The sequence below is a fragment of the Propionimicrobium sp. PCR01-08-3 genome (genome assembly GCF_030286045.1).
Lineage (GTDB): Bacteria > Actinomycetota > Actinomycetes > Propionibacteriales > Propionibacteriaceae > Brooklawnia.
The window spans coordinates 500,693-524,621 of the sequence record NZ_CP127390.1 but is presented as its reverse complement, the minus strand read 5'-3'; the positions used below and the strand labels follow the sequence as shown (position 1 = coordinate 524,621).

At 63.1% G+C, this 23,929-nt stretch carries 25 protein-coding genes; 4 read left to right on the top strand and 21 right to left on the bottom strand.

Annotated features, from left to right (window positions below; genetic code table 11):
* Window positions 1-140: 140 nt before the first annotated feature.
* Entirely contained in the window at window positions 141-695 is a 555-nt protein-coding gene (gene cysE / locus QQ658_RS02555) for a serine O-acetyltransferase (protein ID WP_286026117.1), read from the top strand.
* Here the strand turns inward: cysE and QQ658_RS02550 are convergent.
* From QQ658_RS02550 to tsaE, 12 genes are all read right to left on the bottom strand, one after another.
* The gene (locus QQ658_RS02550) at window positions 692-1,006 is read right to left on the bottom strand and encodes a chorismate mutase (protein WP_286026116.1); all 315 of its coding nucleotides are present in this window, start codon (window positions 1,004-1,006) and stop codon (window positions 692-694) included. The genes cysE and QQ658_RS02550 overlap by 4 nt on opposite strands.
* Window position 1,007: 1 nt before the next feature.
* On the bottom strand, window positions 1,008-2,111 hold the full coding sequence (locus QQ658_RS02545) for a GuaB3 family IMP dehydrogenase-related protein (RefSeq protein WP_286027016.1): 1,104 nt from the start codon (window positions 2,109-2,111) through the stop codon (window positions 1,008-1,010).
* Window positions 2,112-2,267: 156 nt separating this feature from the next.
* Window positions 2,268-3,752, bottom strand: coding sequence for an IMP dehydrogenase (guaB, locus tag QQ658_RS02540; RefSeq protein WP_286026115.1), 1,485 nt, complete (start codon window positions 3,750-3,752; stop codon window positions 2,268-2,270).
* A gap of 51 nt (window positions 3,753-3,803) precedes the next feature.
* Window positions 3,804-5,495 (bottom strand): polyprenol phosphomannose-dependent alpha 1,6 mannosyltransferase MptB, encoded by a 1,692-nt coding sequence (mptB, locus tag QQ658_RS02535; protein ID WP_286026114.1) that lies wholly within the window; start codon window positions 5,493-5,495, stop codon window positions 3,804-3,806.
* A gap of 150 nt (window positions 5,496-5,645) precedes the next feature.
* Window positions 5,646-7,241, bottom strand: a complete 1,596-nt coding sequence (groL, locus tag QQ658_RS02530; protein WP_286026113.1) for a chaperonin GroEL — start codon at window positions 7,239-7,241, stop codon at window positions 5,646-5,648.
* 11 nt (window positions 7,242-7,252) lie between these two features.
* Window positions 7,253-7,549 (bottom strand): co-chaperone GroES, encoded by a 297-nt coding sequence (gene groES, locus QQ658_RS02525; protein WP_286026112.1) that lies wholly within the window; start codon window positions 7,547-7,549, stop codon window positions 7,253-7,255.
* Between the two features lie 129 nt (window positions 7,550-7,678).
* Window positions 7,679-8,857, bottom strand: coding sequence for a THUMP-like domain-containing protein (locus tag QQ658_RS02520; protein ID WP_286026111.1), 1,179 nt, complete (start codon window positions 8,855-8,857; stop codon window positions 7,679-7,681).
* Complete coding sequence (locus tag QQ658_RS02515) at window positions 8,854-9,342, bottom strand: NUDIX hydrolase (protein ID WP_286026110.1); 489 nt, start codon at window positions 9,340-9,342, stop codon at window positions 8,854-8,856. The genes QQ658_RS02520 and QQ658_RS02515 overlap by 4 nt, the downstream gene beginning before the upstream one ends.
* 18 nt (window positions 9,343-9,360) lie before the next feature.
* Window positions 9,361-10,404, bottom strand: a complete 1,044-nt coding sequence (tsaD, locus tag QQ658_RS02510; protein WP_286026109.1) for a tRNA (adenosine(37)-N6)-threonylcarbamoyltransferase complex transferase subunit TsaD — start codon at window positions 10,402-10,404, stop codon at window positions 9,361-9,363.
* Window positions 10,401-10,877 (bottom strand): GNAT family N-acetyltransferase, encoded by a 477-nt coding sequence (locus QQ658_RS02505; protein WP_286026108.1) that lies wholly within the window; start codon window positions 10,875-10,877, stop codon window positions 10,401-10,403. The genes tsaD and QQ658_RS02505 overlap by 4 nt, the downstream gene beginning before the upstream one ends.
* Entirely contained in the window at window positions 10,874-11,575 is a 702-nt protein-coding gene (gene tsaB / locus QQ658_RS02500; protein ID WP_286026107.1) for a tRNA (adenosine(37)-N6)-threonylcarbamoyltransferase complex dimerization subunit type 1 TsaB, read from the bottom strand. The genes QQ658_RS02505 and tsaB overlap by 4 nt, the downstream gene beginning before the upstream one ends.
* The gene (tsaE, locus tag QQ658_RS15330) at window positions 11,572-12,552 is read right to left on the bottom strand and encodes a tRNA (adenosine(37)-N6)-threonylcarbamoyltransferase complex ATPase subunit type 1 TsaE (RefSeq protein ID WP_353057935.1); all 981 of its coding nucleotides are present in this window, start codon (window positions 12,550-12,552) and stop codon (window positions 11,572-11,574) included. The genes tsaB and tsaE overlap by 4 nt, the downstream gene beginning before the upstream one ends.
* A 42-nt stretch (window positions 12,553-12,594) precedes the next feature.
* On the opposite strand from tsaE, the gene QQ658_RS02485 reads away from it, so the two are divergent.
* Both QQ658_RS02485 and QQ658_RS02480 read left to right on the top strand, forming a co-directional pair.
* Window positions 12,595-12,900 (top strand): alpha/beta hydrolase, encoded by a 306-nt coding sequence (locus QQ658_RS02485; RefSeq protein WP_286026106.1) that lies wholly within the window; start codon window positions 12,595-12,597, stop codon window positions 12,898-12,900.
* 60 nt (window positions 12,901-12,960) lie between these two features.
* Complete coding sequence (locus QQ658_RS02480) at window positions 12,961-14,097, top strand: glycosyltransferase family 4 protein (RefSeq protein WP_286026105.1); 1,137 nt, start codon at window positions 12,961-12,963, stop codon at window positions 14,095-14,097.
* Here the strand turns inward: QQ658_RS02480 and QQ658_RS02475 are convergent.
* From QQ658_RS02475 to QQ658_RS02435, 9 genes are all read right to left on the bottom strand, one after another.
* Window positions 14,046-15,497, bottom strand: a complete 1,452-nt coding sequence (locus tag QQ658_RS02475; protein WP_286026104.1) for an NAD(P)H-hydrate epimerase — start codon at window positions 15,495-15,497, stop codon at window positions 14,046-14,048. The genes QQ658_RS02480 and QQ658_RS02475 overlap by 52 nt on opposite strands.
* The gene (locus tag QQ658_RS02470; protein ID WP_286026103.1) at window positions 15,494-15,868 is read right to left on the bottom strand and encodes a holo-ACP synthase; all 375 of its coding nucleotides are present in this window, start codon (window positions 15,866-15,868) and stop codon (window positions 15,494-15,496) included. Before QQ658_RS02470 ends, QQ658_RS02475 begins: the two co-directional genes overlap by 4 nt.
* A 7-nt stretch (window positions 15,869-15,875) precedes the next feature.
* Complete coding sequence (gene glmS / locus QQ658_RS02465) at window positions 15,876-17,723, bottom strand: glutamine--fructose-6-phosphate transaminase (isomerizing) (RefSeq protein ID WP_286026102.1); 1,848 nt, start codon at window positions 17,721-17,723, stop codon at window positions 15,876-15,878.
* 203 nt (window positions 17,724-17,926) lie between these two features.
* On the bottom strand, window positions 17,927-18,847 hold the full coding sequence (locus QQ658_RS02460) for a cupin domain-containing protein (protein WP_286026101.1): 921 nt from the start codon (window positions 18,845-18,847) through the stop codon (window positions 17,927-17,929).
* 82 nt (window positions 18,848-18,929) lie between these two features.
* The gene (locus QQ658_RS02455; protein ID WP_286026100.1) at window positions 18,930-20,048 is read right to left on the bottom strand and encodes a PTS fructose transporter subunit IIC; all 1,119 of its coding nucleotides are present in this window, start codon (window positions 20,046-20,048) and stop codon (window positions 18,930-18,932) included.
* Between the two features lie 3 nt (window positions 20,049-20,051).
* Window positions 20,052-20,378 (bottom strand): PTS fructose transporter subunit IIB, encoded by a 327-nt coding sequence (locus tag QQ658_RS02450; RefSeq protein ID WP_286026099.1) that lies wholly within the window; start codon window positions 20,376-20,378, stop codon window positions 20,052-20,054.
* Between the two features lie 14 nt (window positions 20,379-20,392).
* On the bottom strand, window positions 20,393-20,872 hold the full coding sequence (locus tag QQ658_RS02445; RefSeq protein ID WP_286026098.1) for a PTS sugar transporter subunit IIA: 480 nt from the start codon (window positions 20,870-20,872) through the stop codon (window positions 20,393-20,395).
* Window positions 20,862-21,734 (bottom strand): class II fructose-bisphosphate aldolase, encoded by an 873-nt coding sequence (locus QQ658_RS02440; protein ID WP_286026097.1) that lies wholly within the window; start codon window positions 21,732-21,734, stop codon window positions 20,862-20,864. The genes QQ658_RS02445 and QQ658_RS02440 overlap by 11 nt, the downstream gene beginning before the upstream one ends.
* 89 nt (window positions 21,735-21,823) lie before the next feature.
* Window positions 21,824-22,792 (bottom strand): sugar-binding transcriptional regulator, encoded by a 969-nt coding sequence (locus QQ658_RS02435; RefSeq protein ID WP_286026096.1) that lies wholly within the window; start codon window positions 22,790-22,792, stop codon window positions 21,824-21,826.
* A 191-nt stretch (window positions 22,793-22,983) separates the two neighbouring features.
* On the opposite strand from QQ658_RS02435, the gene coaA reads away from it, so the two are divergent.
* On the top strand, window positions 22,984-23,928 hold the full coding sequence (gene coaA, locus QQ658_RS02430) for a type I pantothenate kinase (RefSeq protein WP_286026095.1): 945 nt from the start codon (window positions 22,984-22,986) through the stop codon (window positions 23,926-23,928).
* The last annotated feature ends 1 nt before the right edge of the window (window position 23,929 follow it).

Sequence of the window (23,929 nt, the reverse complement as noted above, 5' to 3'; positions counted from 1 at the left end):
GCTCCCGCGCCAGATATACCTGGCGCAGCTCTCGATTTCGGGCGCGGATCGTGGGGAGGGGACTCGGGCTGTTTCCCGGCAGCTGCGCATATCGTTGTCTTTGCTGGTCAGTTCCCCACTTCAGGTGATTGGATGAGCACGTGAGCCTGTTTTCGAGAGTCCGCTTGGTCGCGTCGCGTCTGGACGAGGACTTGGGCGCCGCTCAGCGCGAGGATCCTGCGGCCAGATCGAAACTCGAGGTCGGAATCATCTATTCGGGGCTGCACGCCATCTGGGCATACCGGATCGCGCACTGGCTGTGGCGCAAGCCGGGCATGCGGTTTCCCGCCCGGCTGCTCAGCCAGTTCGCCCGCGGCATCACCGGAATCGAGATCCATCCGGGCGCAACGATCGGCCGTCGCTTCTTCATCGATCACGGCATGGGCGTGGTCATCGGAGAAACCGCCATCATCGGTGACGACGTGCTTATCTATCATCAGGTCACCTTGGGTGGACGCGCGCGGGGTCGTTTCAAGCGGCACCCGACCATCGGCAACCGGGTGCTGATCGGTGCCGGCGCGAAGGTGATCGGCGACATCACCGTCGGCGACGACGCAAAGATCGGCGCGAACGCGCTGGTGGTCAAGAATGTCGCGCCCGGCGCCGTGGTGGTCGGCATCCCCAGCAACGTACGCTCCGGCGACGTGATCGCCTAATTGCTGCCGGCGTGTTCGTCCGCGATCTCGAGATGGTGCCGCACGACCTCACGGACGATGAAGTTGAGCAGTTTCTCGGCGAATTCGGGATCGAGGTCGGACTGTCTGGCCAGGCCACGCATCCGCTCGATTTGCTGGGCCTCCCGGGCCGGGTCGGCCGCGGGAAGCCGGTGTTCGGCCTTCAGCCTGCCCACCCGCTGAGTGATCTTGAATCGCTCGGCCATGATATGAATCAGCGCAGCGTCCAAATTGTCGATGCTGCTGCGTAGCTGCAGCAGCTCGGACTGAGCCCGCTCCTGATCGGCGGTCATGTCAGTGCACGATCAGGTCGATGCGCTGGAAGGCCTTCACCTCGGTGTATCCGGTCGTCGCCAGCGCCCGGCGCAGCGCGCCGACCATGTTCATGGTGCCGTCGGGAGTATGTGAGGGCCCGGTGACGACCTCTTTCAGGCTGCCGAGCTGCCCCACCTGCACGCGACGTCCGCGCGGCAGGTTCTCGTGCCAGGCTTCGGCGCCCCAATGCCAGCCCTGTCCGGGAGCATCGGTCGCCCGGGCCAGCGGCGTGCCGAGCATCGCGGCGTCCGCGCCGCAGGCGAGCGCCTTGATGATGTCGCCCGAATAGCCCATCGAACCGTCGGCGATGACGTGCACGTAGCGGCCACCCGACTCGTCCAGGTAATCGCGGCGAGCTTCGGCGGCGTCCGAGATGGCGGTGGCCATCGGCACCTCAATGCCCAGCACCTGGCTGTTGGTCGAGGTCGCCGCCCCACCGAAGCCGACCAGCACCCCGGCAGCACCGGTGCGCATCAGGTGCAGTGCGGTCTGGTAGGTGGCGCATCCGCCGACGATGACCGGAACATCCAGCTCGTAGATGAACTTGGCAAGATCGAGCGGCTCGGCGGCATTCGAGACATGCTGGGCGCTGACTGCGGTGCCGCGCACCACAAAGAAATCGAGACCCGAACTCTCGATCACCGAGGCGAACTCCTGGGTGTTTTGCGGGCTCAGCGAGCCGGCGACGTTGACGCCCGCCTCCCGGATCTCACGCAACCGCTCCGAGATCAGCTCGGCCTTGATCGGCTCGGCATAAATCTGCTGCAGCTTGCGGGTGGCTTCGGCCTCATCGGAGACGTGGGCGAGCTCGTCGAGCAGCGGCTCCGGATTCTCGTAGCGGGTCCACACGCCTTCGAGGTTCAGCACCCCGAGACCGCCCAGGCGTCCGAACGCAATCGCCGTGGCAGGGCTCATCACCGAGTCCATCGGAGCTGCCACCAACGGGAAATCGAAGGTGCAGGCGTCGATCCTCCACTCAAGATCGACGGTTTCTATTCCGCGGGTACGGCGAGTGGGCATGATCGCCACGTCATCGAGCGAGAACGCCTGCGCGGCGCGCTTGCTGCGTCCGATGTCGTACAGCATGGATCCTCCAATATCGGCTGGCACCTGGGTCCACCGGCCATCAACCAGCAGCATCTACTTCCCGGCGCGCCCCACCAATCTAGGGGATGACGCCGCCGGGTGCATTACTTGGCCATCAGGCGGGCCCTCGGGATGCGGCCTCAGTGCCGCCTCTCACTCATGGGAGGAGTAGTTGGGTGCTTCTACCGTCATCTGAATGTCGTGCGGATGCGACTCGCGCAGCCCGGCCGACGTGATGCGGACGAAGCGTCCGTTGTTCTGCAGTTCATCGATCGTGCGGGCACCGCAGTAGAACATCGACTGATGCAGCCCGCCCGCCAGCTGGTAGAGCACCTGGGAGAGCGGTCCGCGATAGGGCACCTGCCCTTCGATGCCCTCCGGGATGATCTTGTCGTTGCTGGTGACATCGGCTTGGAAGTAGCGATCCTTGGAGTAGCTCATCGTTCTGCCGCGGGTGGCCATCGCCCCGAGCGATCCCATACCGCGGTAGCTCTTGAACTGCTTGCCGTTGATGAAGACCAGTTCGCCGGGGCTCTCGGCACAGCCGGCCAGCAGCGAGCCGAGCATCACCGTGTCGGCACCGGCGACGATCGCCTTCGCGGTGTCGCCGGAATATTGCAGGCCGCCATCGCCGATGACGGGCACGCCCTCGGGCTTCGCGGCCCGGGCGGCGTTGTGGATCGCGGTGATCTGCGGCACTCCCACACCTGCCACGACGCGGGTGGTGCAGATGGAACCAGGGCCGACACCGACCTTGACGCCGTCGACACCGGCCTCGATGAGGGCCCGGGTTGCCTCGTAGGTCGCCACGTTGCCGCCGATGATGTCGACACCCCGGGTGGCGGGGTCGGACTTGAGCCGCCTGATGAACTCGGCCTCGGCCTTCGAGTGGCCATGCGCGGTGTCGACGACCAAGCAGTCCACGCTCTCCTCGACCATGGCCATCGCGCGCTCCCAGGCGTCCCCGAAGACGCCGACCGCGGCACCGACCCGCAGCCTGCCCTGTGGATCCTTGCAGGCATTCGGATACTGGTCCGACTTCACGAAATCTTTCAGCGTGATGAGGCCACGCAGATGCCCGGTCTCGTCGATCAGGGGAAGCTTCTCGATCTTGTTCTTGCCCAACAGCGTGAGGGCATCGTCCTGCTTGATACCGACCGGTGCGGTCACCAGCGGCATCTTGGTCATCACGTCGCCGACCAGTTTGTTGGGATCGGTTTCGAAGCGCATGTCGCGGTTGGTGATGATGCCCAGCAGCATCATCTGGTCGTCCACCACCGGGATGCCGCTGATGCGGTAAGTAGCGCACAGCTCATCGGCGTCGCGCAAGGTCGCGTCCGGGCCGATGGTGATGGGCTCGTCGATCATGCCGGCCTCGGAGCGCTTCACCTGGTCGACCATCTTGGCCTGATCTTCGATCGACAGGTTACGGTGCAGGACGCCGAGCCCGCCTTCGCGCGCTATTGCGATCGCCATCCGCTGCTCGGTGACAGTGTCCATCGCCGCGGACAGGAAGGGCAGATTGAGGGTGATATTGCGGCTCAGCCGGGCATTCGTGCGGACCTCACTGGGGATGACGTCCGATTCACGAGGCTGCAACAAGACGTCGTCGAAAGTGAGACCAAGAGTCTCGAACATTGGTGGTATTCCGGCGGAAGTCAACTGTTCCGACAACGCATATCCCTTCCATCACGAGGCTGGTGAAGGCCAGTCTAGCCGTCCGATTTTGCCGCGCAGATTCCAATACGCCAGCAGCACGGCGCAGGCCAGCGCTATCCCTTGGGCAGCAGGAATCGGCAGCCCGGCATAGTCGAGAAAGACGTTGGTCGTCAGCATGGCACCGGTGCCGGCGATGACCCACGCCGAGCTTCGCCGGCCCAGACCGATCGTGCCCAACAGCACGCCTCCCCACAGCGGGTACCACGGCTGCAGGCTCGGGTAGCTGAAGGCGAAGATGATCAGCGCCCAAGCGGTGAAGGCGACCGGACGTGAGGCCGCCATCAGCCAACCGATCCAGATGATCGCCAGCAGACCGAGAACCAGGAAGATCGGATTGACCACGAATTTGGCGCCGGCCAAAGAGATCGGGGTGAACATCTCGATGGCGGCAGCAACCGTGTGCGCAACCGACTGGCTGCCGGCCGTGGTCGGAGCGCCGGATCCTGCTGCCCAGCCGATCCCCCAACCGGACGCCACCGTCGGGATCGCAAAACCCACCAACGTGAAAACCAGCCCTACCGGCAATCGCCAAAGAGCCTGCCCGATCATCTGCGCCCACGCCGCGGCTGCCTGACGGTTCGCGACGTGCAGCCATGAACGGAACCGGCCCTGCCCAGGATGACCCAACCCCGGCTCGTAGCTTCCACCCTCGGAGATCGTGCCCGCAGCCAGAATCTGGCCGGTACGGGCATCTGCTCGTCCCTGCTCGCGAAGCGCGGTGTCTCCGGCGGATCCGATCGGTTCCCCCTCCGCCGGTTGCTCGTTGTCGGCCACCCTGCCGCCATTTTCGGTATCACGTCGGCCGACCACCGTGGCACCGACCAGGCAGACGGCCACCATCATCAGGCCGAGGGGTTGTTTGACGGCCATCCCCAGGCCGACGGCGACACAGCCGAGCGGCCACCACCTTCGTGCACGAATGGCCAGCCAGAGCCCGGCGACGCACAGCGCCACACCCCACGAATCGTTGTGCGCGCCGCCAATGAAATGCACCAGGACGACAGGATTCGCCAACCCGAGCCACAGCGCATTGCTCGCCGTCTGGCCGCCCGCGGCCGCGATTCGCGGCAGGCAACGCCCGATCACCAGCACTGCCAGCAGACCCGGCACCCGCATCGCGAGAAGCGACCACAAGGGGTTCGCACCGCTGAGGCCGACCACCGCCGCCTGGATCATCAACGCCACGGGCGGATAGATGGTCGTGGTGTATTTCCAGTACTGATCGACCCGGCCGGCGAACGGCCCGCCCACCGTCCCCAATGCGCTGGTGTACGGGTCATGCCCTTGCCACACGATCCAACCCTGCTCGAGATAGGCCCAGGCGTCCTTGCTGAGCAGTGGCGGGCAGAGCAGCAACGGGACGCACCACAATGCGAAGGTTTGCCAGATCTGTTTTGGTTCGGCTCCGCGCAGTCTCAGCCAGCCGAAGAAGAGCAGCACGATACCTGCCACTGCCGGAACCGTGTGAACCCAGCGAAGCCACAACGGATTGAAGCGTCCGGCGAATCCCAAGCCCCAAGGCGAGGCCATCCACGCCGAAATCGCCAGCAGCAGACTGCCCGCCAGCCCGATGAGCCTGGCCCGGCCGATGGACGCCATCGCCGGGTGAGTGCCGACCGTTGGTTGAGGGCTCGGCCCGGGCCCACCGCTAGTCTGCTGCACGCAGGGAATAGTAGCCGGTCGTCCGGGTGCGGCGTGCGCAGGCTCGGCCGATCGATGCCGAACCGTCACTCTGCAGACAACCAAACAGGCGGTGGCCCGAGCCCCAATTGGAAGCCCGGGCCACCGCCCGTTTTGATGCGAAGTCAGCGACTACTTGTCGTCCTCGTCCTCGTCGTCCTTCTTCTCGACCACCAAGGTTTCGGTGGTGAGCAGCAGTGACGCGATCGAGGCCGCGTTGGCCAGTGCCGAACGGGTCACCTTGACCGGGTCGAGGACACCCTGATCGATCAGGTTGCCGTATTCGCCGGTCTTGGCGTTGTAGCCCTCGTTGGCGCCGAGTTCGGCAACCTTGGCTGCGATCACGTAGCCGGGCACACCGCCGTTCTCAGCGATCCAGCGCAACGGCTCGACGAGGGCCTTGCGGACGGTCTGGATGCCGACCTGCTCGTCCTTGTTGTCGGTCTGGACGCTCTCCAGCACCTTGGCGGCGTGCACCAGGGCCGCGCCACCACCGGCGACGATGCCCTCTTCGATGGCCGCGCGGGTGGCCGAGACGGCATCCTCGATGCGGTGCTTCTTCTCGTTCAGCTCCACCTCGGTGGCGGCGCCGACCTTGATCACGCAGACGCCACCGGCGAGCTTGGCAACACGCTCGGCGAGCTTCTCACGATCCCAATCCGACTCGGTGCGCTCCATCTCGGCACGCAGCTGCTCGACGCGAGCCTTGACCTCTTCCTGGTCTCCGGAGCCGTCCACGATCGTGGTGTTGTCCTTGTTCACGACGACGCGACGGGCGCGTCCGAGAACCTCGAGACCCACCTGGTCGAGCTTGAGGCCGACCTCGGGGGCCACGACCTGGCCACCGGTGAGGGTCGCGATGTCTTGCAGCATGGCCTTGCGGCGATCGCCGAAGGCCGGAGCCTTGACGGCAACGGCGCTGAAGGTGCCCTTGATCTTGTTGACCACCAGGGTCGACAGCGCTTCACCGTCGACGTCCTCGGCAATGATGACCAGCTGGCCGTGCGCTGCGATGACCTTTTCGAGCATCGGCAGCAGCTCGTTCATGTTGGAGATCTTGCCCTGGTTGATCAGGATGTAGGGATCGTCGAAGACGGCCTCCATACGGTCCTGGTCGGTCACGAAGTAGGCGGAGATATAGCCCTTGTCGAACTGCATGCCCTCGGTGAAGTCGAGCTCGGTACCCAGGGTGTTCGACTCCTCGACGGTGATGACGCCATCCTTGCCGACCTTGTCGAAGGCCTGCGCGATGATCTCGCCGATCTCGTCGTCGCGGGAGCTGATGGTGGCGACGCTCGCCATGTCGGCGGTCGACTCGACCTCACGGGCTGCCGAGTGCAGCTCGTCGGTCACCAGGCCGACGGCCTTGTCGATGCCGCGCTTCAGGCCGACCGGGTTGGCGCCGGATGCGACGGCCCGCAGGCCCTCGTGTACCAGTGCCTGTGCCAGCACGGTCGCGGTGGTGGTGCCATCGCCGGCCACGTCGTTGGTCTTGGTGGCGACCTCCTTGGCGAGCTGAGCGCCGAGGTTCTCGTAGGGATCGGTGAGGTCCACTTCCTTGGCGACGGTCACGCCGTCGTTGGTGATGGTGGGCGCACCGAACTTCTTGTCGAGGACGACGTAGCGGCCCTTGGGGCCCAACGTCACCTTGACGGTATTGGCGAGGGTGTCGACGCCACGCTCCAAAGAGCGGCGTGCCTCCTCGTCGAATTGAAGCTGCTTAGCCATGAATCAGCGCCTCACTTCTCGACGACTGCGAGAATGTCGCGGGCGTTGAGCAGCAGGTAGTCAGTGGCGTCGTAACGCACCTCGGTGCCGCCGTACTTGCTGAAGATGACGACGTCGCCTTCCTTGACGTCCATCGGCACGCGGTTGCCCTTGTCGTCGATGCGACCGGGTCCGGCGGCGACGACCTTGCCTTCCTGCGGCTTCTCCTTGGCGGTGTCCGGAATGACCAGACCCGAAGCAGTGGTGGTTTCGGCCTCGAGAGGCTCAACGAGGATGCGGTCCTCGAGCGGCTTGATCGTGGTTGCCACGTTCAAACCCCTTTCTGTTGTCTAGGTGTCACGTTGCAGTACGAACGGGACGTCGTCGCGGTGCCGTTCCGATCGTTGGCACCCGACCTGGTCGAGTGCCAAAAACCACATTAGCCCCGCCGTTGGCACTCACACAAGCCGAGTGCCAGACGAGATGCCGTGGCGGCAGACGAGCACGCGCGTCCCGTCGACGGTGGGGCTGATGACCCAGGTCGCCTGGTTCGGGCCCTTGGGCTTGACCGTGCGGCGCAGCCGGGCGGGATCGATGTCGACCGCACGCTTCTTGATCTCCAGCACGCCGACCTCGTTGTCGCGCACCCAGGCCTTCAGCGTCTTCTGATGGAAGTCGAGCGTCTCCAAAACCTCGAAGCAGGACGCGAAGACCGTGCTGATCGGCTCGTCACTCGACAGGTAGGCGACCCCGGGGCCCAGCAGCCAGGTGGCCGGGCTGATCTGATCGATGGCCCGTGCTCTGATCACCGCCCCGTCCGGTTCGAGGATAAAACGCCCAGGCTCCGCCACCGGCATGTTGGACGCTACGGGGCTCGCCTCGATGCGGTGCTCTCCGGGCAGCAGAACCGCCGCGCTGACCGAACCGGATGGGCTATCGAACCTCCATAGCCCCGCCTCCACAACATCACCATGATCACAGACCCAGCAGGCCTCGACGCCCTCAGGGATGAGCTCGCGGGGCAGCCCCGGGCCGAGCTTCGCGCAGACCGGGCGTCCGCTCTCGAACAGCCCGAGGACGAATTCCCATGACGGACTGAAATCGGAGACCCGCCAACTGCGTCCGGCACCGGTGCGCCGGGCGGGGTCGACGAAGATGGCGGTATGTTCATCGGCGTCGGCCAGCAGCCTCGAAGCGAGTTCGACGGCGTCCCCGCAGATCACCTGCGCACCGGGCAGATTGGCCCGAGCTAATTCGGCGGTCAACGGGTCGGCTTCGACCGCGACGACCTCCAAGCCGGCGTCCAGAAAACCGAGGGCGTCGGCACCGATGCCGCAGCCCAGATCGATCACCCGGCGCACGCCTGCTGCACGGAAACGCTCGGCTCGCCAAGCCGAAACCGCGGGACGCGTGGCTTGCTCCAACCCATCGCGGGTGAACCACATCGCTGCTGCCCGCTCGCCGAATTTGGTCCGGGCCTTACGCCGCAGACTGGCCTGGGTGAGCGCGAACGCGGCGACGTCCGCGTCAAAGTGGGCGCGCAGCCGCGATGCAGCGGCCAGCGATTCGGGATCGGTTTCGGCCATCGCCAGTTCGGTGGCTTCCAGCCGCTCGTTCCAGAACGATTGCCCGATCACCGGACGACACCGGACCAGCCGAGTGGGCGTCCGTCTTGATAGGGAATGACCAGGTGGAACTGCTCGACCTCGGGGTCGAAGGTCTGCGGCAGGAAGTAACGATCGCCCTCCCACATGGGCAGATCGGCGAGGCCCGAGATCGGCTGCCACACCAACGGCCCTTCGGCATTGCGTTCGGGGATGTCGCCGATCCATTCGTCCACGATGAAGACAAACCCGAAAACGGACGCGCCGTCGGCGTGAAAGCCCGGCCAGCTGACGGTACCGCGCAGCCGCATCGAGACGACTTCGATGCCGGCCTCTTCGCGAAGCTCCCGGGCCATGCCCGACCATATGTCTTCGCCGATCTCGACCTTGCCGCCCAGACCGTTCCATTTGCCGAGCTGTTCGTCGTCCGAACGGGAGATCCGGTGCACCATCAGCACGTGCTCGCGGTCTTGCGATACCACGAAACCAAGAGTGGTCAATTCGGGACTGTACGGCACGGCACCTACTAAGGATCGTCAGGCGACGACCTGGGTGACCGGCATGCCGGAATCGGCCGGAATCTCCAGGCTGCTGGGGGCACGTCCGGCCTCGATCACCCGGGAACCGAGCACGGCGATCATCGCTCCGTTGTCCGTGCACAAGCCGGGCCTCGGACGCCGCAGCTCGATACCGGCATTCTCACAGCGTTCGGCCATCAGGGTGCGCAGCCGGGAGTTGGCGGCCACTCCCCCGCCCAGCACCATGTGCTGGATGCCGAGCTCCTGGCACGCGTCGACGGCCTTGGCGGTGAGCACGTCGGCAACTGCCTCCTGAAAGCTGGCTGCCACATCGGGCACGCTGATCTCTTGCCCGTCGCGTTCGGCGCGCTCGACGTATCTCGCGACCGCGGTCTTCAGACCCGAGAAGGAGTAGTCGAAACGATGCTTCTCGAGGTCATGGCGCGCGGTCAGGCCGCGGGGGAACCGGATCGCCTTCGGGTCGCCGTCGTGGGCGGCCTTGTCGATCACCGGGCCGCCGGGGTATTCCAGCCCGAGCAGCCGGGCGACCTTGTCATAGGCCTCTCCCGCCGCGTCGTCGATCGTGGTACCGACCTCGGTGATGTCACCGGTGATGTCGCGAACCGCCAGCAGCTGGGTGTGCCCCCCGGAGACCAGCAGGGCCAGCACAGGTTCGGGCAGCGGACCGTGATCGAGAATGTCCACCGCGACATGGCCCACCAGGTGGTTGAGGCCATAGAACGGAACCTTGAGCACCGACGCCAGCGCCTTCGCCGCCGACAGACCGACCACCAAGGACCCCATCAGGCCGGGGCCCGCGGTGACGGCGATCGCGTCCACCTCGGCGAGGTCGATGTCAGCGGTCGCCAGCGCCCGCTGCAGGGTCGGCACCATGGCTTCAAGATGCGCGCGGGAGGCGACTTCGGGCACCACGCCGCCGAAGCGGGCGTGCAGTTCGACCGAGCTGGCCACTTCGTTTGCCAAGAGTTCGGTGCCGCGGACGATGCCCACGCTGGTCTCGTCGCAGCTCGATTCGACGCCCAGTACCAAGGGCCCGCTCATGCCAACCACCCTCCAGCAGCAGCCAATGCCGGATGCTGCAATTCAGAAACCATGATGATCGCGTCAAGACCGGGGCCGTAGTAGTCGCGACGCTTGGAGATCGGTTCAAATCCTGCCGAACTGTAGAGCGCGACGGCCGGATCGTTGTCCTGCCGGACTTCGAGGAGCATGCGATCAGCTCCAGATGCCTCCGCCCATTCCTTACCGACGCCGAGCAGGCGGCGTGCCAAACCCTGATCGCGTTTGGCCGGTTGGACGATCACCCGCAGCAGTTCGGCTGTTTCATCGGTGACGCTGAAGCATGCGACGGCATCGATACCGGACGCGTCGCGGCTGACCAGCACCAGCCGGCCCGTGGCGTCCAGTTCGCTGGCCCACGATGCAGCGCTCCAGCGTTGGGCACCGTCGAAGCCGCACTCTTCCAAAGCGAGCAATGCAGCCAGATCGCCGCGATTGGCGGTTGAGACGATCATCGCCCCTCCTGTCGGTAGGCCACCCGCAGCTTCTTGGTGGAAGCCAGTGCGGATTTTCGGGTGTGCGGCACCTCGGCGTCCGGTTTGCGCAGATATGCCGGTTCCAGCCCGGTATCCGGCAAGTCATCGATCCGGGCGGCGGTCAAGGCGGCGTCCAACTGGCGAGGTGCCCCGGGGGCGACCAGTCCGGTGAACACGTCGGGATAGACCTCGATGCCCGGCCCGCCGACCGGCAGCATCGGCAAGCCGCCGGGCACTGTCACCGCAGGGCCGGACTGCCGTTCGCCCGAGGCATCGTAGGTGGCCCAGTAGAGCTCTTTGCGGCGAGCGTCGGTGGCCACCACCACATCTCCATCCGGACGCGCATCCGAGGCGAACCAGGCCAAGGCGATCGCGTCCAGGCTGCCGAACCCGCGCACCGGGACACCGGCGACCACACCGAGCGTGCGGGCGGTCACGATGCCGATCCGAAGCCCGGTGAACGGTCCGGGACCGATCCCCACGGCGATCAGCGAGAGATCGCGCGCGGTGACGGCATGTGCGCCGAGTAAGTCGTCGATCATCGGCATCAGCTCTTCGACGTGCTTGCGAGAACTGAGTTCGGTACGCGAATCGATCGGTTGTCCATCGTGGGCGAGCCCCACGTTGATGCCGCTGGCCGTGTCCACGGCCAGCACCCAGCCGGACGCTTCGTTCACTTTTCCTCCTGGTTGCCGGCGGGCCGCCCGGCATTCAAAGTCCACAAATCGACCGCACGCCAGCGGGGCCCGACACCATGCAGAATCACGGTGCGGGTGTCGTCCTCGATGTCATCGCTGCGTTCGATATCGATGTCCAGCCGATCGCCGGCCAGGTGCTCGGCAAGACCTGCGCCCCATTCGACCAAGGTCACCGACTCGCTCATCGTCTCCTCGAGGTCGAGGTCGTCGAGCTCTGCTTCGGAGCCGAGCCGGTAGGCGTCGACATGTACGAGCTGTGGTGCCGTGCCCCTCGGGTGGTGAATACGGCTCAGCACGAAGGTCGGCGAGGTGACCGGGCCCGAAACCTGTAGTCCTTCCGCGATTCCTTGGGTCAGGGTCGTCTTTCCGGCACCAAGTTCGCCGCTGGCGACGATCAGGTCGCCCGGTGCCAGCAGAGCTGCGAGCCGGACGCCGAGTTCGCGCATGTCGTCCGCGGTGGGCACGCTCACTCTGGTGGGCAGCGCGGTATCGAGCAGCAGCTGGTGCTCGTCCAGTTCTTGGACGATCGTGAAGTCGTGGGTTTTCCACCACTCGACCACATCCGGTAGTTCTTGGCGGGCGATCAGCCGCAGTCTGCGCATACCGGCGTCGGTTGCCAGGCCGGCGGCGGCCATCACCATATGAAAGGCCACCCCATTGCGGCGGTGGCCGGGAAGAACAGCGACTCGATGCAGCATGCCGACGGGCACCTCTGCGTCCGGATGCATGGAACAGAACAGACACCCCGCGACGCCACTTTCGTCCGAAGCGATGATGCCGACCTGATCGGCGATTCGCCCCTCGATGTCGGCAACGGTATCGGTCATCGCATCGGCCGGCGGATTGAGAGCCGCACGTGAACCGAATGCCTGGGTGATCACGCCGTGCATCAGTTCGGCATCGCCCGGGGACGCCAGCCTCAGTTCCAGCTGCTGATCCATGTCGGTTTCGATCACAGGTTGTTAGTCTACGCGCGGGCCGGATGCCGGCAGAATCTCATGGCACGCGCCTGTCGATATCGAGCGCTTCCGAGACGAGTTCGCGCGTCCGTGCAGCGCGCGGATCTTCACGGCCTGCCTCCCGCATATGTAGAGGTGGGCGATGCCGACATGTTCTACGCCGAAGACGTGGCCTATGCGCTGTCTCTCATCAGGGATCACGTGCCCACCGAGCTGATCGTTCGTCCCGGCGTCGTGCACGGCTTCGAACCGCTTGCGCCATCGTCCGCACTGACCGAACGCTCGATAGCCGATCGCATCGCCTATTTCCGCTGGATCCTCGCCTCGGATCCTGCGGACCGCTGACGCGAGCACGATCCACTTCAGCAGCCATCGCACATCCGAATGCGAGGTAGGATCAAAGCTGTGCGAGTTGGATTTGTTACCGAATGCTTCTTGCCTTCCGTGAATGGTGTCACCAACTCGGTCCTGCGAACCCTGGAGCATCTTCGCGATCGCGGGCACGAAGCGCTGGTTATCGCCCCCAATGATCCTCGCGGGGTTCCCGAAAGCTACGCCGGATTCCCGGTAGTCACGACGGCTTCGGTCTATCTGCCGTGGTATCCGGATATGCGCCTGTCGACGACGCCTAGCAATTCGGTGCACAAGGCGCTGGCCGATTTCGCCCCCGATGTGGTGCATCTGGCGGCACCGGTGATTCTCGGTTCGAAGGGTGTGATGGCGGCGGCCCAACTCGGCGTGCCGAGCGTGGCGCTGTATCAGACCGAGGTGCCCCGCTATGCGGTCCGGTACGGCTACCCGGCGGCCGAGCCGATTTTCTGGCGGCACCTGCGCAAGGTGCACAACATGGCGACCATCAACTTGGCACCATCCAGCTATACCCGCGATCAGTTGATCGAGCACGGATTCTCCCGGGTCGACGTCTGGGGTCGCGGAGTCGATACCGATCGTTTCCATCCCGCCAAGCGCGACCAGAGCCTGCACGATTTGTGGGCGCCGAACGGCGAAGTGGTCGTCGGCTATATGGGACGCCTGGGTCCGGAGAAGCAGGTCGACGATCTCGTCGCGCTTGAGGGCCTGCCGGGCGTCCGCTTGGTGATCATCGGCGACGGACCCCAGCGTGCCGAACTGCAGGGACGGCTGCCGTCGGCCGTCTTCGTCGGCATGAAATCCGGGGACGAATTGCCCCGCTTCTTGGCCTCGCTCGACTTGTTCGTCCACCCCGGGGAATCGGAGACCTTCTGTCAGGCGATTCAGGAGGCGCAGGCCAGCGGGCTTCCCACGATCGCGCCGCGCCGGGGCGGACCTATCGATCTCATTGATTCGTCGCACAACGGCTGGCTCTATGCTCCAGGCGACCTGGACGCGATGCGGGCCGAGGTGAACGACCTGGCGGGTGACCGATTCAAGCGCGTGACCTTCGGCCGGACGGCCCGCAAGCACGTCGAAGGCCGCACGTGGCCCAAGCTATGCGACCAGTTGCTCGACTACTACTGCGCGGCGATCGATCTCGGCGTCAGGTCGCCCGCCAAGACCGGCTGATCAGCCAAGTCTGCCAGGTGCACCAGCACCTCGGGGATGGCCTCGGCAACCACATCGGGCGGGAAGGGGCCGGGCTTCTTGGCCGCTGCCATGGCCTGCACCGATGCGGCCAGTGTCGCTGCCTGCGGCGCGGGTAGGCCGGCAGCCAGCAGGGTGCCGCAAATGCCTGCCAGCAGGTCGCCTGAGCCGGCTTGCGCCGTCCAAGAAGGTCCGGCAATCGCCAGCGAGACCCTCTCCTGGAACGGATTGGCCACATACTGGGTGGCTCCCTTGAGCAGCACGGTGGTCTCGAACCGTTGCGCGGCCTCGTACACCTTCCCGATCGGGTCGTCTTCGACCTCTCGCCTGGTGATGCCCAACAGGCCGGCAAGCTCGCCGGCGTGCGGGGTCAGCAGCCAGCCCTCGGGCAGCTTCTTCGGCAGGTGGCGCAGTGCGTCCGCGTCCACCACCGCCGGCGCTCCCGATTCCAGGATCGGTCCGAAACGCTCCGGGGCGCCCTCGTCCGACCAGCCACAACCCACCAACCAGGCCTGGACGCGACCACTGTTGACGGTCACCGAAGGCAGTTTGCGCAGCACCAGTTCGGCCAGCCGGTCGCTGCCGGTGAAACGAATCATGCCGGCGCCCGAGTAGACCGCACCTGTCACCGACAGGACCGCTGCCCCCGGGAAACGGGCGGAGCCGGTGTCGACCCCCAGCACGCCGCGCGAATACTTGTCCGTGTACGGGGTCGGCCACGGCCACCAACGGGCGACGTCGACTCGCTGGGCCTGCCGCAAATTCGATTTGGGCATCGTGAGGCCGATGTCCGCCACCTCGACGTCACCGCATGCGCTGGCGGCGGGCTGAGCCAGATGGCAGAGTTTCGGAGCGCCGAAGGTGATCGTGCGGGTCGCGGCCAACACGTGTTCGGGACGGTGATGGTCCTCGGCCGCCAGCCCGGAGGGAATGTCGACGGCCAGCACGGGAATGCACAGCGCGTTACACATCTCGGCGAACAGGTGCACGTTCTTGGGCAGGCCGGGGCGTCCACCGATGCCTGTGATGCCGTCGATGACCAGCCGGACGTCGGGCAGCAGGCGGGCAACGTCCATCTCGTCGAGGAACCGGATGCCGACCTGGCGGGCCGCCACCACACCTTGCGGATGGGCCTTGTCGGAGACCAGCCAGGCGAGCACCTGGCGGCGGCCGTCGCGCACCAATTTACGGGCGGCAAAAAGCGCATCGCCACCATTGTTTCCGGGGCCCACCACGACGAGGATGGTTCCTTCCGGCATCATCCGGCTGGCGAGATCGGCGACATGGCCGGCAGCCCGTTGCATCAAATTGACGTCCGGATTTGCTTCCATGAACTCCGCTTCGGCGTCGCGGATCTTGTCGACTGACTGAATCCCGATCACGTTTTCCCCTCACAGATGACAAAAGCCGTTGCCAACCCGGCATCATGGCTGAGCGACAGCTGGATATTCGTAACCCCGCATTCGGCGGCCCTCGCCGCAACGGTACCGCTAATGGCCAACGCGGGTGCGCCATCGGCAGATGTCGTCACCTCGGCGTCCAGCCAGCTCATGCCGCCGGGCGAACCGAGCGCCTTCGCGAGTGCTTCCTTGGCAGCAAATCTGGCCGCCAACGACTCCGCGGTTCGTGGTTCGCCCTCGGAGGTGTGAGCCTCCGCCGCCGTGAACAGCCTGCTCATCAGGCCGGGCCTGCGTTCGAGCATTCCCGCGACTCTCACGACCTGGCAGATGTCGACCCCGACGCCGATGATCACGCCCGGCTCACTCGACGGTGACCGACTTCGCCAGGTTGCGCGGCTGATCCACATCGTGGCCCAGCGTGGTGGCCAACTCGCACGCGAACAGCTGCAGCGGCACGGTGGCCACCAGCGGCTGCAGCAACGTCGAGGTATGCGGCAACCGAATGATCTCGTCCGCGTCCGCCTCGATGCCGTCGTCACCCTTCTCGAGCAGGACGATGGTGTGCGCGCCGCGCGCCTTGACTTCCTTGATGTTGCTGCGCACCTTGTCACGAAGCTGGTCGCGGCCGGCGGGAGGCACCACGACGAAGACCGGCATGCCCGGTTCGATGATGGCGATCGGGCCGTGCTTGAGCTCACCGGCCGCAAAGCCCTCCGCGTGCTGGTAGGCGATCTCTTTCAGCTTGAGGGCGCCCTCGAGAGCGACCGGGTAGCCGACGTGACGTCCGAGGAAGATGAAATCCTCGGCCTTGGCGAGCTTGTGTGCGAGAGCGTAAATGTCGTCGGCGCTATCCAGCATTTGCTGAATCATCTGCGGAGTGCGCTCCAACTCGTCGGTGATGACCCGAATCTCGTCGGCGTACTTCATGCCGCGCACCTGAGCGAGGTAGAGGCCGAGCAGATAGCAGGCAGCCAACTGGGTCAAAAAGCCCTTGGTGGACGCAACCCCGATCTCGGGCCCGGCGTGGGTGTAGATGACCGCGTCCGACTCCCGGGGAATGGTCGCGCCGTTGGTATTGCAGATGGCGATGACCTTGGCGCCCTGCACCCGCGCGTGCCTGATGGCCATCAAGGTGTCCGCCGTCTCTCCGGACTGGCTGATCGTCACGCACAGGGTCTGCGGGTCGATGATCGGGTCGCGGTAACGGAACTCGGAAGCCACTTCGACCTCGCAGGCCACCCGCGTCCAATGTTCGATGGCGTATTTCGCGACCATGCCCGCGTAATAGGCAGTGCCGCAGGCCACGATGACGATCTTGTTGATGCGCCGCAGGTCTTCGGGAGAGATGCCGCGCATCTCGTCGAGAACCAACTCGCCCTTGGAGTTGTAGCGGCCGAGCAGGGTGTCGGCGACCGCCTTCGGCTGCTCGAAGATCTCCTTGCGCATGAACCAGTCGAAACCGGACTTCTCGGCGGCCGAGGTATCCCAGTCGACGTGGTACCGGCTGGTCTCGGCAGGCTTGCCATCAAAACCGACGACCGTGATTTCTTCGGGAGTGATGTGCACGATCTGGTCTTGCCCGAGCTCGACGACATCGCGGGTGTGTTCGATGAAGGCCAGCACGTCGGACGCCACGAAGTTCTCATGCTCGCCGACGCCCACGACCAGCGGGGAATTGCGCCGAGCGGCAACGACCTCGTCCGGACGCTGGGCATCGAGCGCCACCAGGGTGAATGCCCCTTCGAGCCGAGCGACGACCTGGCCCATTGCATCGATCAGACTCGAAGCTGTTGGCAGCGCTGCCGCGAGCAGATGCGCGACGACCTCGGTGTCCGTCTCGGACGCGAAGCTCACGCCGGATTCGACGAGCTCGGCACGCAGCTCGGCGAAGTTCTCGATGATGCCATTGTGGACGACGGCGGCGCGCCCATCGCCTGACAGATGCGGGTGCGCATTCTCGTCAGTCGGCGCACCGTGGGTTGCCCAGCGGGTATGACCGATGCCCTGGTGGGATCGAGGGAAATCCAGCGTTTCGAGTTCAGCCTCGAGGTTGGCCAATTTGCCGGCCTTCTTGGCGATGCTCAGCTTGCCATCCGCCAAGACGGCGATGCCCGCCGAGTCGTATCCGCGATATTCGAGTCGGCGCAAACCCGAAATGATGACATCTTGGGCGTCCCGCGGGCCGACATAACCGATGATTCCGCACATGGCAGACACCTTATCCAATGCGTCGTAGTTGTTTGTATTCACCGTCACGTTGAACGCTCGCAGATCGCTCAGGCGACTCAAGAAGATCAACATCTTCCACGGACGCGTACGCCGAGCCTCGTTCACGATGGTTCTGGGCACAGCGGCTGGCCGCCCCGAGGACGGGCAACCGCTGTGTCTTAATAACTTCCCAACTGCTCAGTTCACAGCCCAGGCGCAATAGCGAAGACCGCCCGTACCGGATAGCCATCAAAATTGACCAGCTGATAGGCCTCTCCGGCGGGGACGAAGATTGATTCCTCTGGCTCCATGATGAAGCTCTCGAGCCGCTCCGGGAAGTTGACCGTGATCGGGCCCTCCATGCAGTAAAGCACCAGATCACCCTCATGCGAGGTGGGCTCCGAGCAACGCGGCCCTTTGCCACCGCCCGGAGGCACGATCATCTCTCCCATATGACCGTAGTCAGTGCTCACGGTGAATTTCATGAGCATCGGCGAATCATTGCCGAGGAGGGTGACCAGCTTATCCTGATCGGTGATGCGCCAGATATTTGATGGCTTTTGACGAGCCGCCCTGCCATCAATTGGCCAGCGACCCAGATCATCGGTCGTCGGCATTCGAGTTATCCCTTGCACGCCAGAAACATCCGGGATTTGACCGTTCTTACGTCCCTTGAAGGTTTTAGTGTCATCCGCGGTTGGGAATACCTTCGGAGGCACATCCTCGCCCCAGGCCTTCGGCGCGATGAAGAACAGGATGCGTACCTTGTGATCCGAAAAGTTGTTCCCCTGGTGCCAGGTCTCCTGCGGAATGAGCAAGCCCTCTCCAGTTTGGATCTCGACGTATTGACCATAGTTGCTCTTCTGAACAACCGGCCCTTCGAGAATGTAGTACATCTCGTCACCCGGATGGATATCGATGGGCTCGAAGGACCCACCTGGCGCGAGCTCATAGATACCGAGCAAAAGGGTGTCGGTGGAGACGATCAAGTAGTTGTTGTCGCTCGTGAACGCATTATTTGGTGGGTAGATATGGTGCATGTAGTCCGTCTTACGGATTAGCATCGGAGCCTTGTCTTCCGGCTCGAACGGGAAGTGCTCCATAACATCCTGGAAGCGGGGCATATCTTTTTCTCCTTTTAATCAAAGTCCACCGATAAGGCCGCCGCCTCTGCCTCGAGCAACGGACATCTTCGTGGACGAATCGTTAGTTGTTGTTGATTGTCGTTTCTTCGCTGTCACGAGTTGCGGGTGTTTCCGGGCTCGCCTGATCATCGCCGCCGAGCATGTCGCCCATATCGATGCCCATCGAGGCATCGTCGGACGGCTTCGGTTTGAGTACGATGATCAGAGCGGCGGTAACCAGAGAAGCAATCACCAAGATCAACAAGAAGATCAATGGCTTATTGCACAGCAGCAGCACGAATAGACCGCCGTGTGGGGCTTGCATGGTGAGGCCCGCGAGATAAGAAAGCGCGCCGCCGACCGCGCTTCCGGCCATCAACGCCGGGATAATTCTGAACGGATTTGCAGCAGCAAAAGGAATAGCGAACTCAGTGATCATCCCGAAGCCGCCCACGAGTAGGCCACCTAGTGATCCACGCTCGGCCTTGGTGAACTTCTTGGGCGCGAGGAGGACGGCCAATCCGACCCCCAGCGGTGGCGACATGGATGCGATGAAGTTCGCCGCCATAGGTGCCCAGTTTCCCGTATCAGCTGCTGCCAACGCGAACGCATAGGCGGCCTTGTTGACGGGGCCTCCCATATCCAGGGCCAGCATGGCGCCTTGGACTATACCCAGGATGACCTTGGCTCCGCCGGACATCGTCTGTAGCCAATTGGTCAGCGACGTATTCAGCCAAGCTACCGGCCCACCAAAAACGTAATACATCAAAACACCGATTACGAACACCGAGATCACCGGAATGATCAGGACTGGCAGCAATGATCGCAGCACCGCAGGAAGCTTGATCTTCTTCAGCAGGAGAACAAGATATCCAGCGATAATGCCGCCAAGGATTGCGCCAATGAAGCCTGAACCTTGGTTGTTGGCGATGGCACCGGCGACAAAGCCCGCAACCAACGCGGGTTTGTCGGCGATTCCATAGGCGATATATCCGCCCAGCACTGCGGTCATCAGGCCCATCGATACTTTGCCGATGGCAAAAATGTCCGTCCAGAAGCCTTCGCCATCGCCTACGTAGATGCCACCGAATGCGAAGCCCAAGGCTATGAGAATTCCGCCGGCCACCACGAACGGGATCATGTAAGACACTCCGGTCATCAGCGATTGGCCAAGCTTCCGGCCCTCTTCCCTGACACTCATTGCTCAACCCTCCTTGATAAGGTGGGCTGTTTCCAACTCGTGAACTACCGCTTCCGGGTTTTGAATCACCTTGTGCGGTGATAACCGAACGGTCTTTTGTTCATGACCTTTGAAGCGGTCTGCCTTACTTACCGCCACGTCATTGGCCAGAACGACGGCATCGGCCGCGGATATCTCGGAATTCGACAGAGCATTCTCAATACCCATCGCTCCCTGAATCTCAACCTTGACTTTGAAACCCTGCTTCTTACAGATCTTCTCGATGGCCTCAGCGGCCATATATGAGTGCGCAATACCGGTTGCGCAAGATGTCACAGCAACGATCTTCATTGACTTCTCCAATGTCAGAGTCGATTTGCTATTAATTCCACTAGATGGTCAGCCGATTCGGACGCCTCAAATTCGGCCATAAATGCCTCGTCGACGAGCATTCGCGCAATCTTGGCAAGGATTCTCAGGTGTTGCGTTCCAGCATCTGCCGGGACAGCGATCGCGAATACTTTGTCGACCGGCCCACTTTCACCGTGGGACTGGTATGTCATCGGACGGGCGAGTCGTAGCACGCACACCGACGCGGCGCGCACACCCGAGGACTTCGCATGGGGAATACCGATTCCCTGGCCCATGTAAGTTGAGCCCTCGGTCTCCCGCGCGTAAATATCGGACCGATACACAGCACGATCCACAAGTCGGCCCGCATCGTCAAGCATCTCGGCAAGCAGATCTAGCAGCGACGAGAAGTCCCGCGGCGGGTCAATATTGAGCCTGACAAGGCTCGGATCGAGAATCTCCTGATGGACCATGGTCGCCTGATTAACGCTCATGTCCGTTCAAGAACTCGGACAGCAGCCTCTTGGCTTCGTCCTTGGTATGCGCGTATACCTTTTCGACAAGCTCGTGGTAGAAGGTTGGAATCCCTGCCTCCTTGTCTTGCTCAAGGCAAGTACGCGCAAAGTCCGAAGAATCGACCGCGAGGTAGGAGTAGTAGTTCACCTTTGCGATACCGCCATCGATCGCCTTGCGAATCTCCGGAAGAGCAACTCCCGAGCTGCCGTGCATCACCAGAGGCGTGTCGCCGGTGGCCTCACGCAACTTGGCCAAATGGTTCAGATCGAGGTGTGGTTCTTCGACGTATATACCGTGCGAAGTGCCGAAAGTGACGGCCAGTGCGTCGACTCCGGTGCGCTCGACGAATTCCGACGCCCTCGCTGGATCGGTGAATCCTGGTTTCGGAGCGTCCGCATCACCGGCATGGGTGTCATGCAAGGTACTGGGCATCTCACCGAGCTCGGCCTCAACAGTGATGCCCGCCGGGCGGACCATCTCGATGAACGCTTTGACCTTCTGAACGTTCTCCTCGAAAGGCAGCTTGGAGCAGTCGTACATGACCGAGCTGAATCGGTTGTTTAGGCCACGAACGATGAAGTTCATCGATTCACCGTGATCGATATGAACGGCCACCGGTACTTTCGCCTTCTCTGCAGCCTCGACCATGTCTGCGGCGACTTGTTCTAACGGAATGAGAGGATCGTGGACCTCCGCATGATCGATGATCAACGGCGCGTTGATCTCTTCCGCCGCCTCAACCAAGGCGCGCAGATAGGTCTTATTGGGCGTGTTAATGCAGCCGACTCCGTAATGGTTACGCGTGGCGTCCGCAAGCATCTCTCTAAAGTTGACGAGCACTGTTCCTCCTTGATGTGCAATTTCTGTCATGTCTGACAGTACTGTCACACTGAAGGTGTGGCAAGACCCTTTTGAATCTTGTTTGCCTTTCAGTCAGCGGCTAGTTCCCGAGCCACGCCGAGATCGGTCACCAATGTCGTGATAATTCCCCCTCGTAACGCGGCTCGGATCGCGGTAATCTTCTCAGCTCCTCCAGCTACAGCAATCCTGCGCGGGATCTGTCTTAGTTCTGCCAAGGTGACACCAACCACCCGCTCATCGAATGAGGAAGCGACCGGATCACCATTCGAATCGAAATACCGTAGGCACACATCACCCACAGCGCCACGCTTAGCCAAAGCCGTTACATCTTCCGCTCGCGCGTAGTTGCCACTGCTGCGAACAAGTTCTGATCGGTGTAACGCACCAATCCCTAACAGAGCAACCTCCGCTTGTCCCCATAGACCCATTGCGTGCCGAACCGTCTCTTCGCGCATCCATGCATCGTGTGTGGCCTTCGACGAAGCAACACCGGGCGCCTGAACCATCACAGGTTCACCATCGCTCACAGCAGCCAGGCGCTCGAGCATTCTTGCTGACTGAAGCTGGGTCTCGCTATGCCCAACTCCGCCATCAAGTTGGACTACTGTGCGTATGCGGGGCGCTGATCCGTGGGTGAGCCGATTGGTCACGGACATCAGCGTCTCGCTCCACGCCGAGACCCCCAGAATCACCGGAGAAATCAACGTGGTTTCAAGGTATGCGGAACCAGCGTCAGCGAGCGATGGCAAGACTTCAGAGTGTGAGCCCTGAGCATCAGTTACCACCGCCTCAGAAAGTCCATATTTGCCTTCGAGTTCTTCCTCAAGTCCGGCATGCACACCGTCTGGAACCCTCACAATAGTCTGCACAACGCCCACGCTTGCTGCTCGTTTCAGCAAGCGCGACACTTTCGACGGAGACAGACTCAGCTTGAAAGCAATCTCATTTTGACGCAGGCCCTCCTCGTAGTGAAGTCGTGCTACCCGGGCCATCTGCCGCAGCTGTTGGGTGTCAATATCGGACAAGTTCGCGACCACACGCACCTTCTATCCGCAAGGGGTGGGACCCTAGCTATCTCACTGAAGCCGATGGACGCCAAGCGTTTTCGCCTGCTCGCGTCCATCTGAAATTTCTTGCATTATCGCATGAACTTGAAGTAGAACTCAGACGGGTTGCTCGCCGCGACTTCACTTCGCGCTGGTTCACCTTGCCCGCTAGGCTTTCGGTCATGTCCGAATTGGGGGACGCTGCTGTGAGTAGTCCGTGGGTAACCGTGCCGCGCCAAGCATGGGCCGACCTGGCTACCGATGGTCAGCTGGCCCTTGACGCGGAGACCATCGAGCGGCTTCGTGGCCTTCAGGATCCGACCGATGAACGTGACGTCGCCGAGGTCTATCTGCCGCTGGCGGAGTTGTTGAACCTCTATCGCATCAATCACGACCAGCTGTATTCCGATTCATACGGTTTCTTGAACGTCGCACCTAGCCGCACCCCATTCATCATCGGCGTGGCAGGCTCGGTGGCGGTCGGAAAATCGACCACCGCCCGACTGCTGCGCGAACTCCTGCAGCAGTCGCAGGGCCATCCGAAGGTGGATCTGATCACCACGGACGGGTTCCTGCACCCCAACGCCGTGCTGGAAGACCGCGGGATCCTCGACAAGAAGGGTTTTCCGGAAAGCTACGACCGCAGGTCGCTGCTGGCATTCGTGGTTGCGGTGAAGTCCGGCGTTCCCGAGGTCAGCGCGCCGGTATATTCGCATGTCATCTACGACATCGTTCCCGATGAGCAGATCACCGTGTCGAGTCCGGACATCTTGATCGTCGAGGGTCTCAACGTCTTGCAGCCGGCTCCGGTCGGAAGCAGCTTGGCCCTGAACGATTTCTTTGATTTCACCGTATATGTGGATGCCGATGAAGAAGACATCCGAAGCTGGTTCGTGGCCAGGTTCATGGCGTTGCGCGACACTGCGTTCCGTGATCCGACCAGTTTCTTCCGCGCCTACGCCGAGCTATCGGACGCCGAAGCCATCCGTCAGGCCCTTGACGTCTGGGACACGATCAATCGTCCCAACCTGGTCCAGAACATCGAGCCCACCCGCGACCGGGCGACCGCCATCCTGCGCAAAGGCAGCGACCACGTGATCTCCGAAGTCCGCATCCGGCGGATCTGAG

Excerpts from the sequence above, each read along its gene's own strand:
- glmS (WP_286026102.1), bottom strand. The coding sequence starts at position 17,723 with ATGTGCGGAATCATCGGTTATGTCGGCCCGCGGGACGCCCAAGATGTC.
- coaA (WP_286026095.1), top strand. The coding sequence starts at position 22,984 with ATGTCCGAATTGGGGGACGCTGCTGTGAGTAGTCCGTGGGTAACCGTG.
- QQ658_RS02485 (WP_286026106.1), top strand. The coding sequence starts at position 12,595 with ATGGCACGCGCCTGTCGATATCGAGCGCTTCCGAGACGAGTTCGCGCG.
- QQ658_RS02450 (WP_286026099.1), bottom strand. The coding sequence starts at position 20,378 with ATGAAGATCGTTGCTGTGACATCTTGCGCAACCGGTATTGCGCACTCA.
- QQ658_RS02445 (WP_286026098.1), bottom strand. The coding sequence starts at position 20,872 with ATGAGCGTTAATCAGGCGACCATGGTCCATCAGGAGATTCTCGATCCG.
- guaB (WP_286026115.1), bottom strand. The coding sequence starts at position 3,752 with ATGTTCGAGACTCTTGGTCTCACTTTCGACGACGTCTTGTTGCAGCCT.
- groL (WP_286026113.1), bottom strand. The coding sequence starts at position 7,241 with ATGGCTAAGCAGCTTCAATTCGACGAGGAGGCACGCCGCTCTTTGGAG.
- QQ658_RS02455 (WP_286026100.1), bottom strand. The coding sequence starts at position 20,048 with ATGAGTGTCAGGGAAGAGGGCCGGAAGCTTGGCCAATCGCTGATGACC.
- QQ658_RS02460 (WP_286026101.1), bottom strand. The coding sequence starts at position 18,847 with ATGCCCCGCTTCCAGGATGTTATGGAGCACTTCCCGTTCGAGCCGGAA.
- QQ658_RS02550 (WP_286026116.1), bottom strand. The coding sequence starts at position 1,006 with ATGACCGCCGATCAGGAGCGGGCTCAGTCCGAGCTGCTGCAGCTACGC.
- QQ658_RS02505 (WP_286026108.1), bottom strand. The coding sequence starts at position 10,877 with ATGATCGTCTCAACCGCCAATCGCGGCGATCTGGCTGCATTGCTCGCT.
- tsaD (WP_286026109.1), bottom strand. The coding sequence starts at position 10,404 with ATGAGCGGGCCCTTGGTACTGGGCGTCGAATCGAGCTGCGACGAGACC.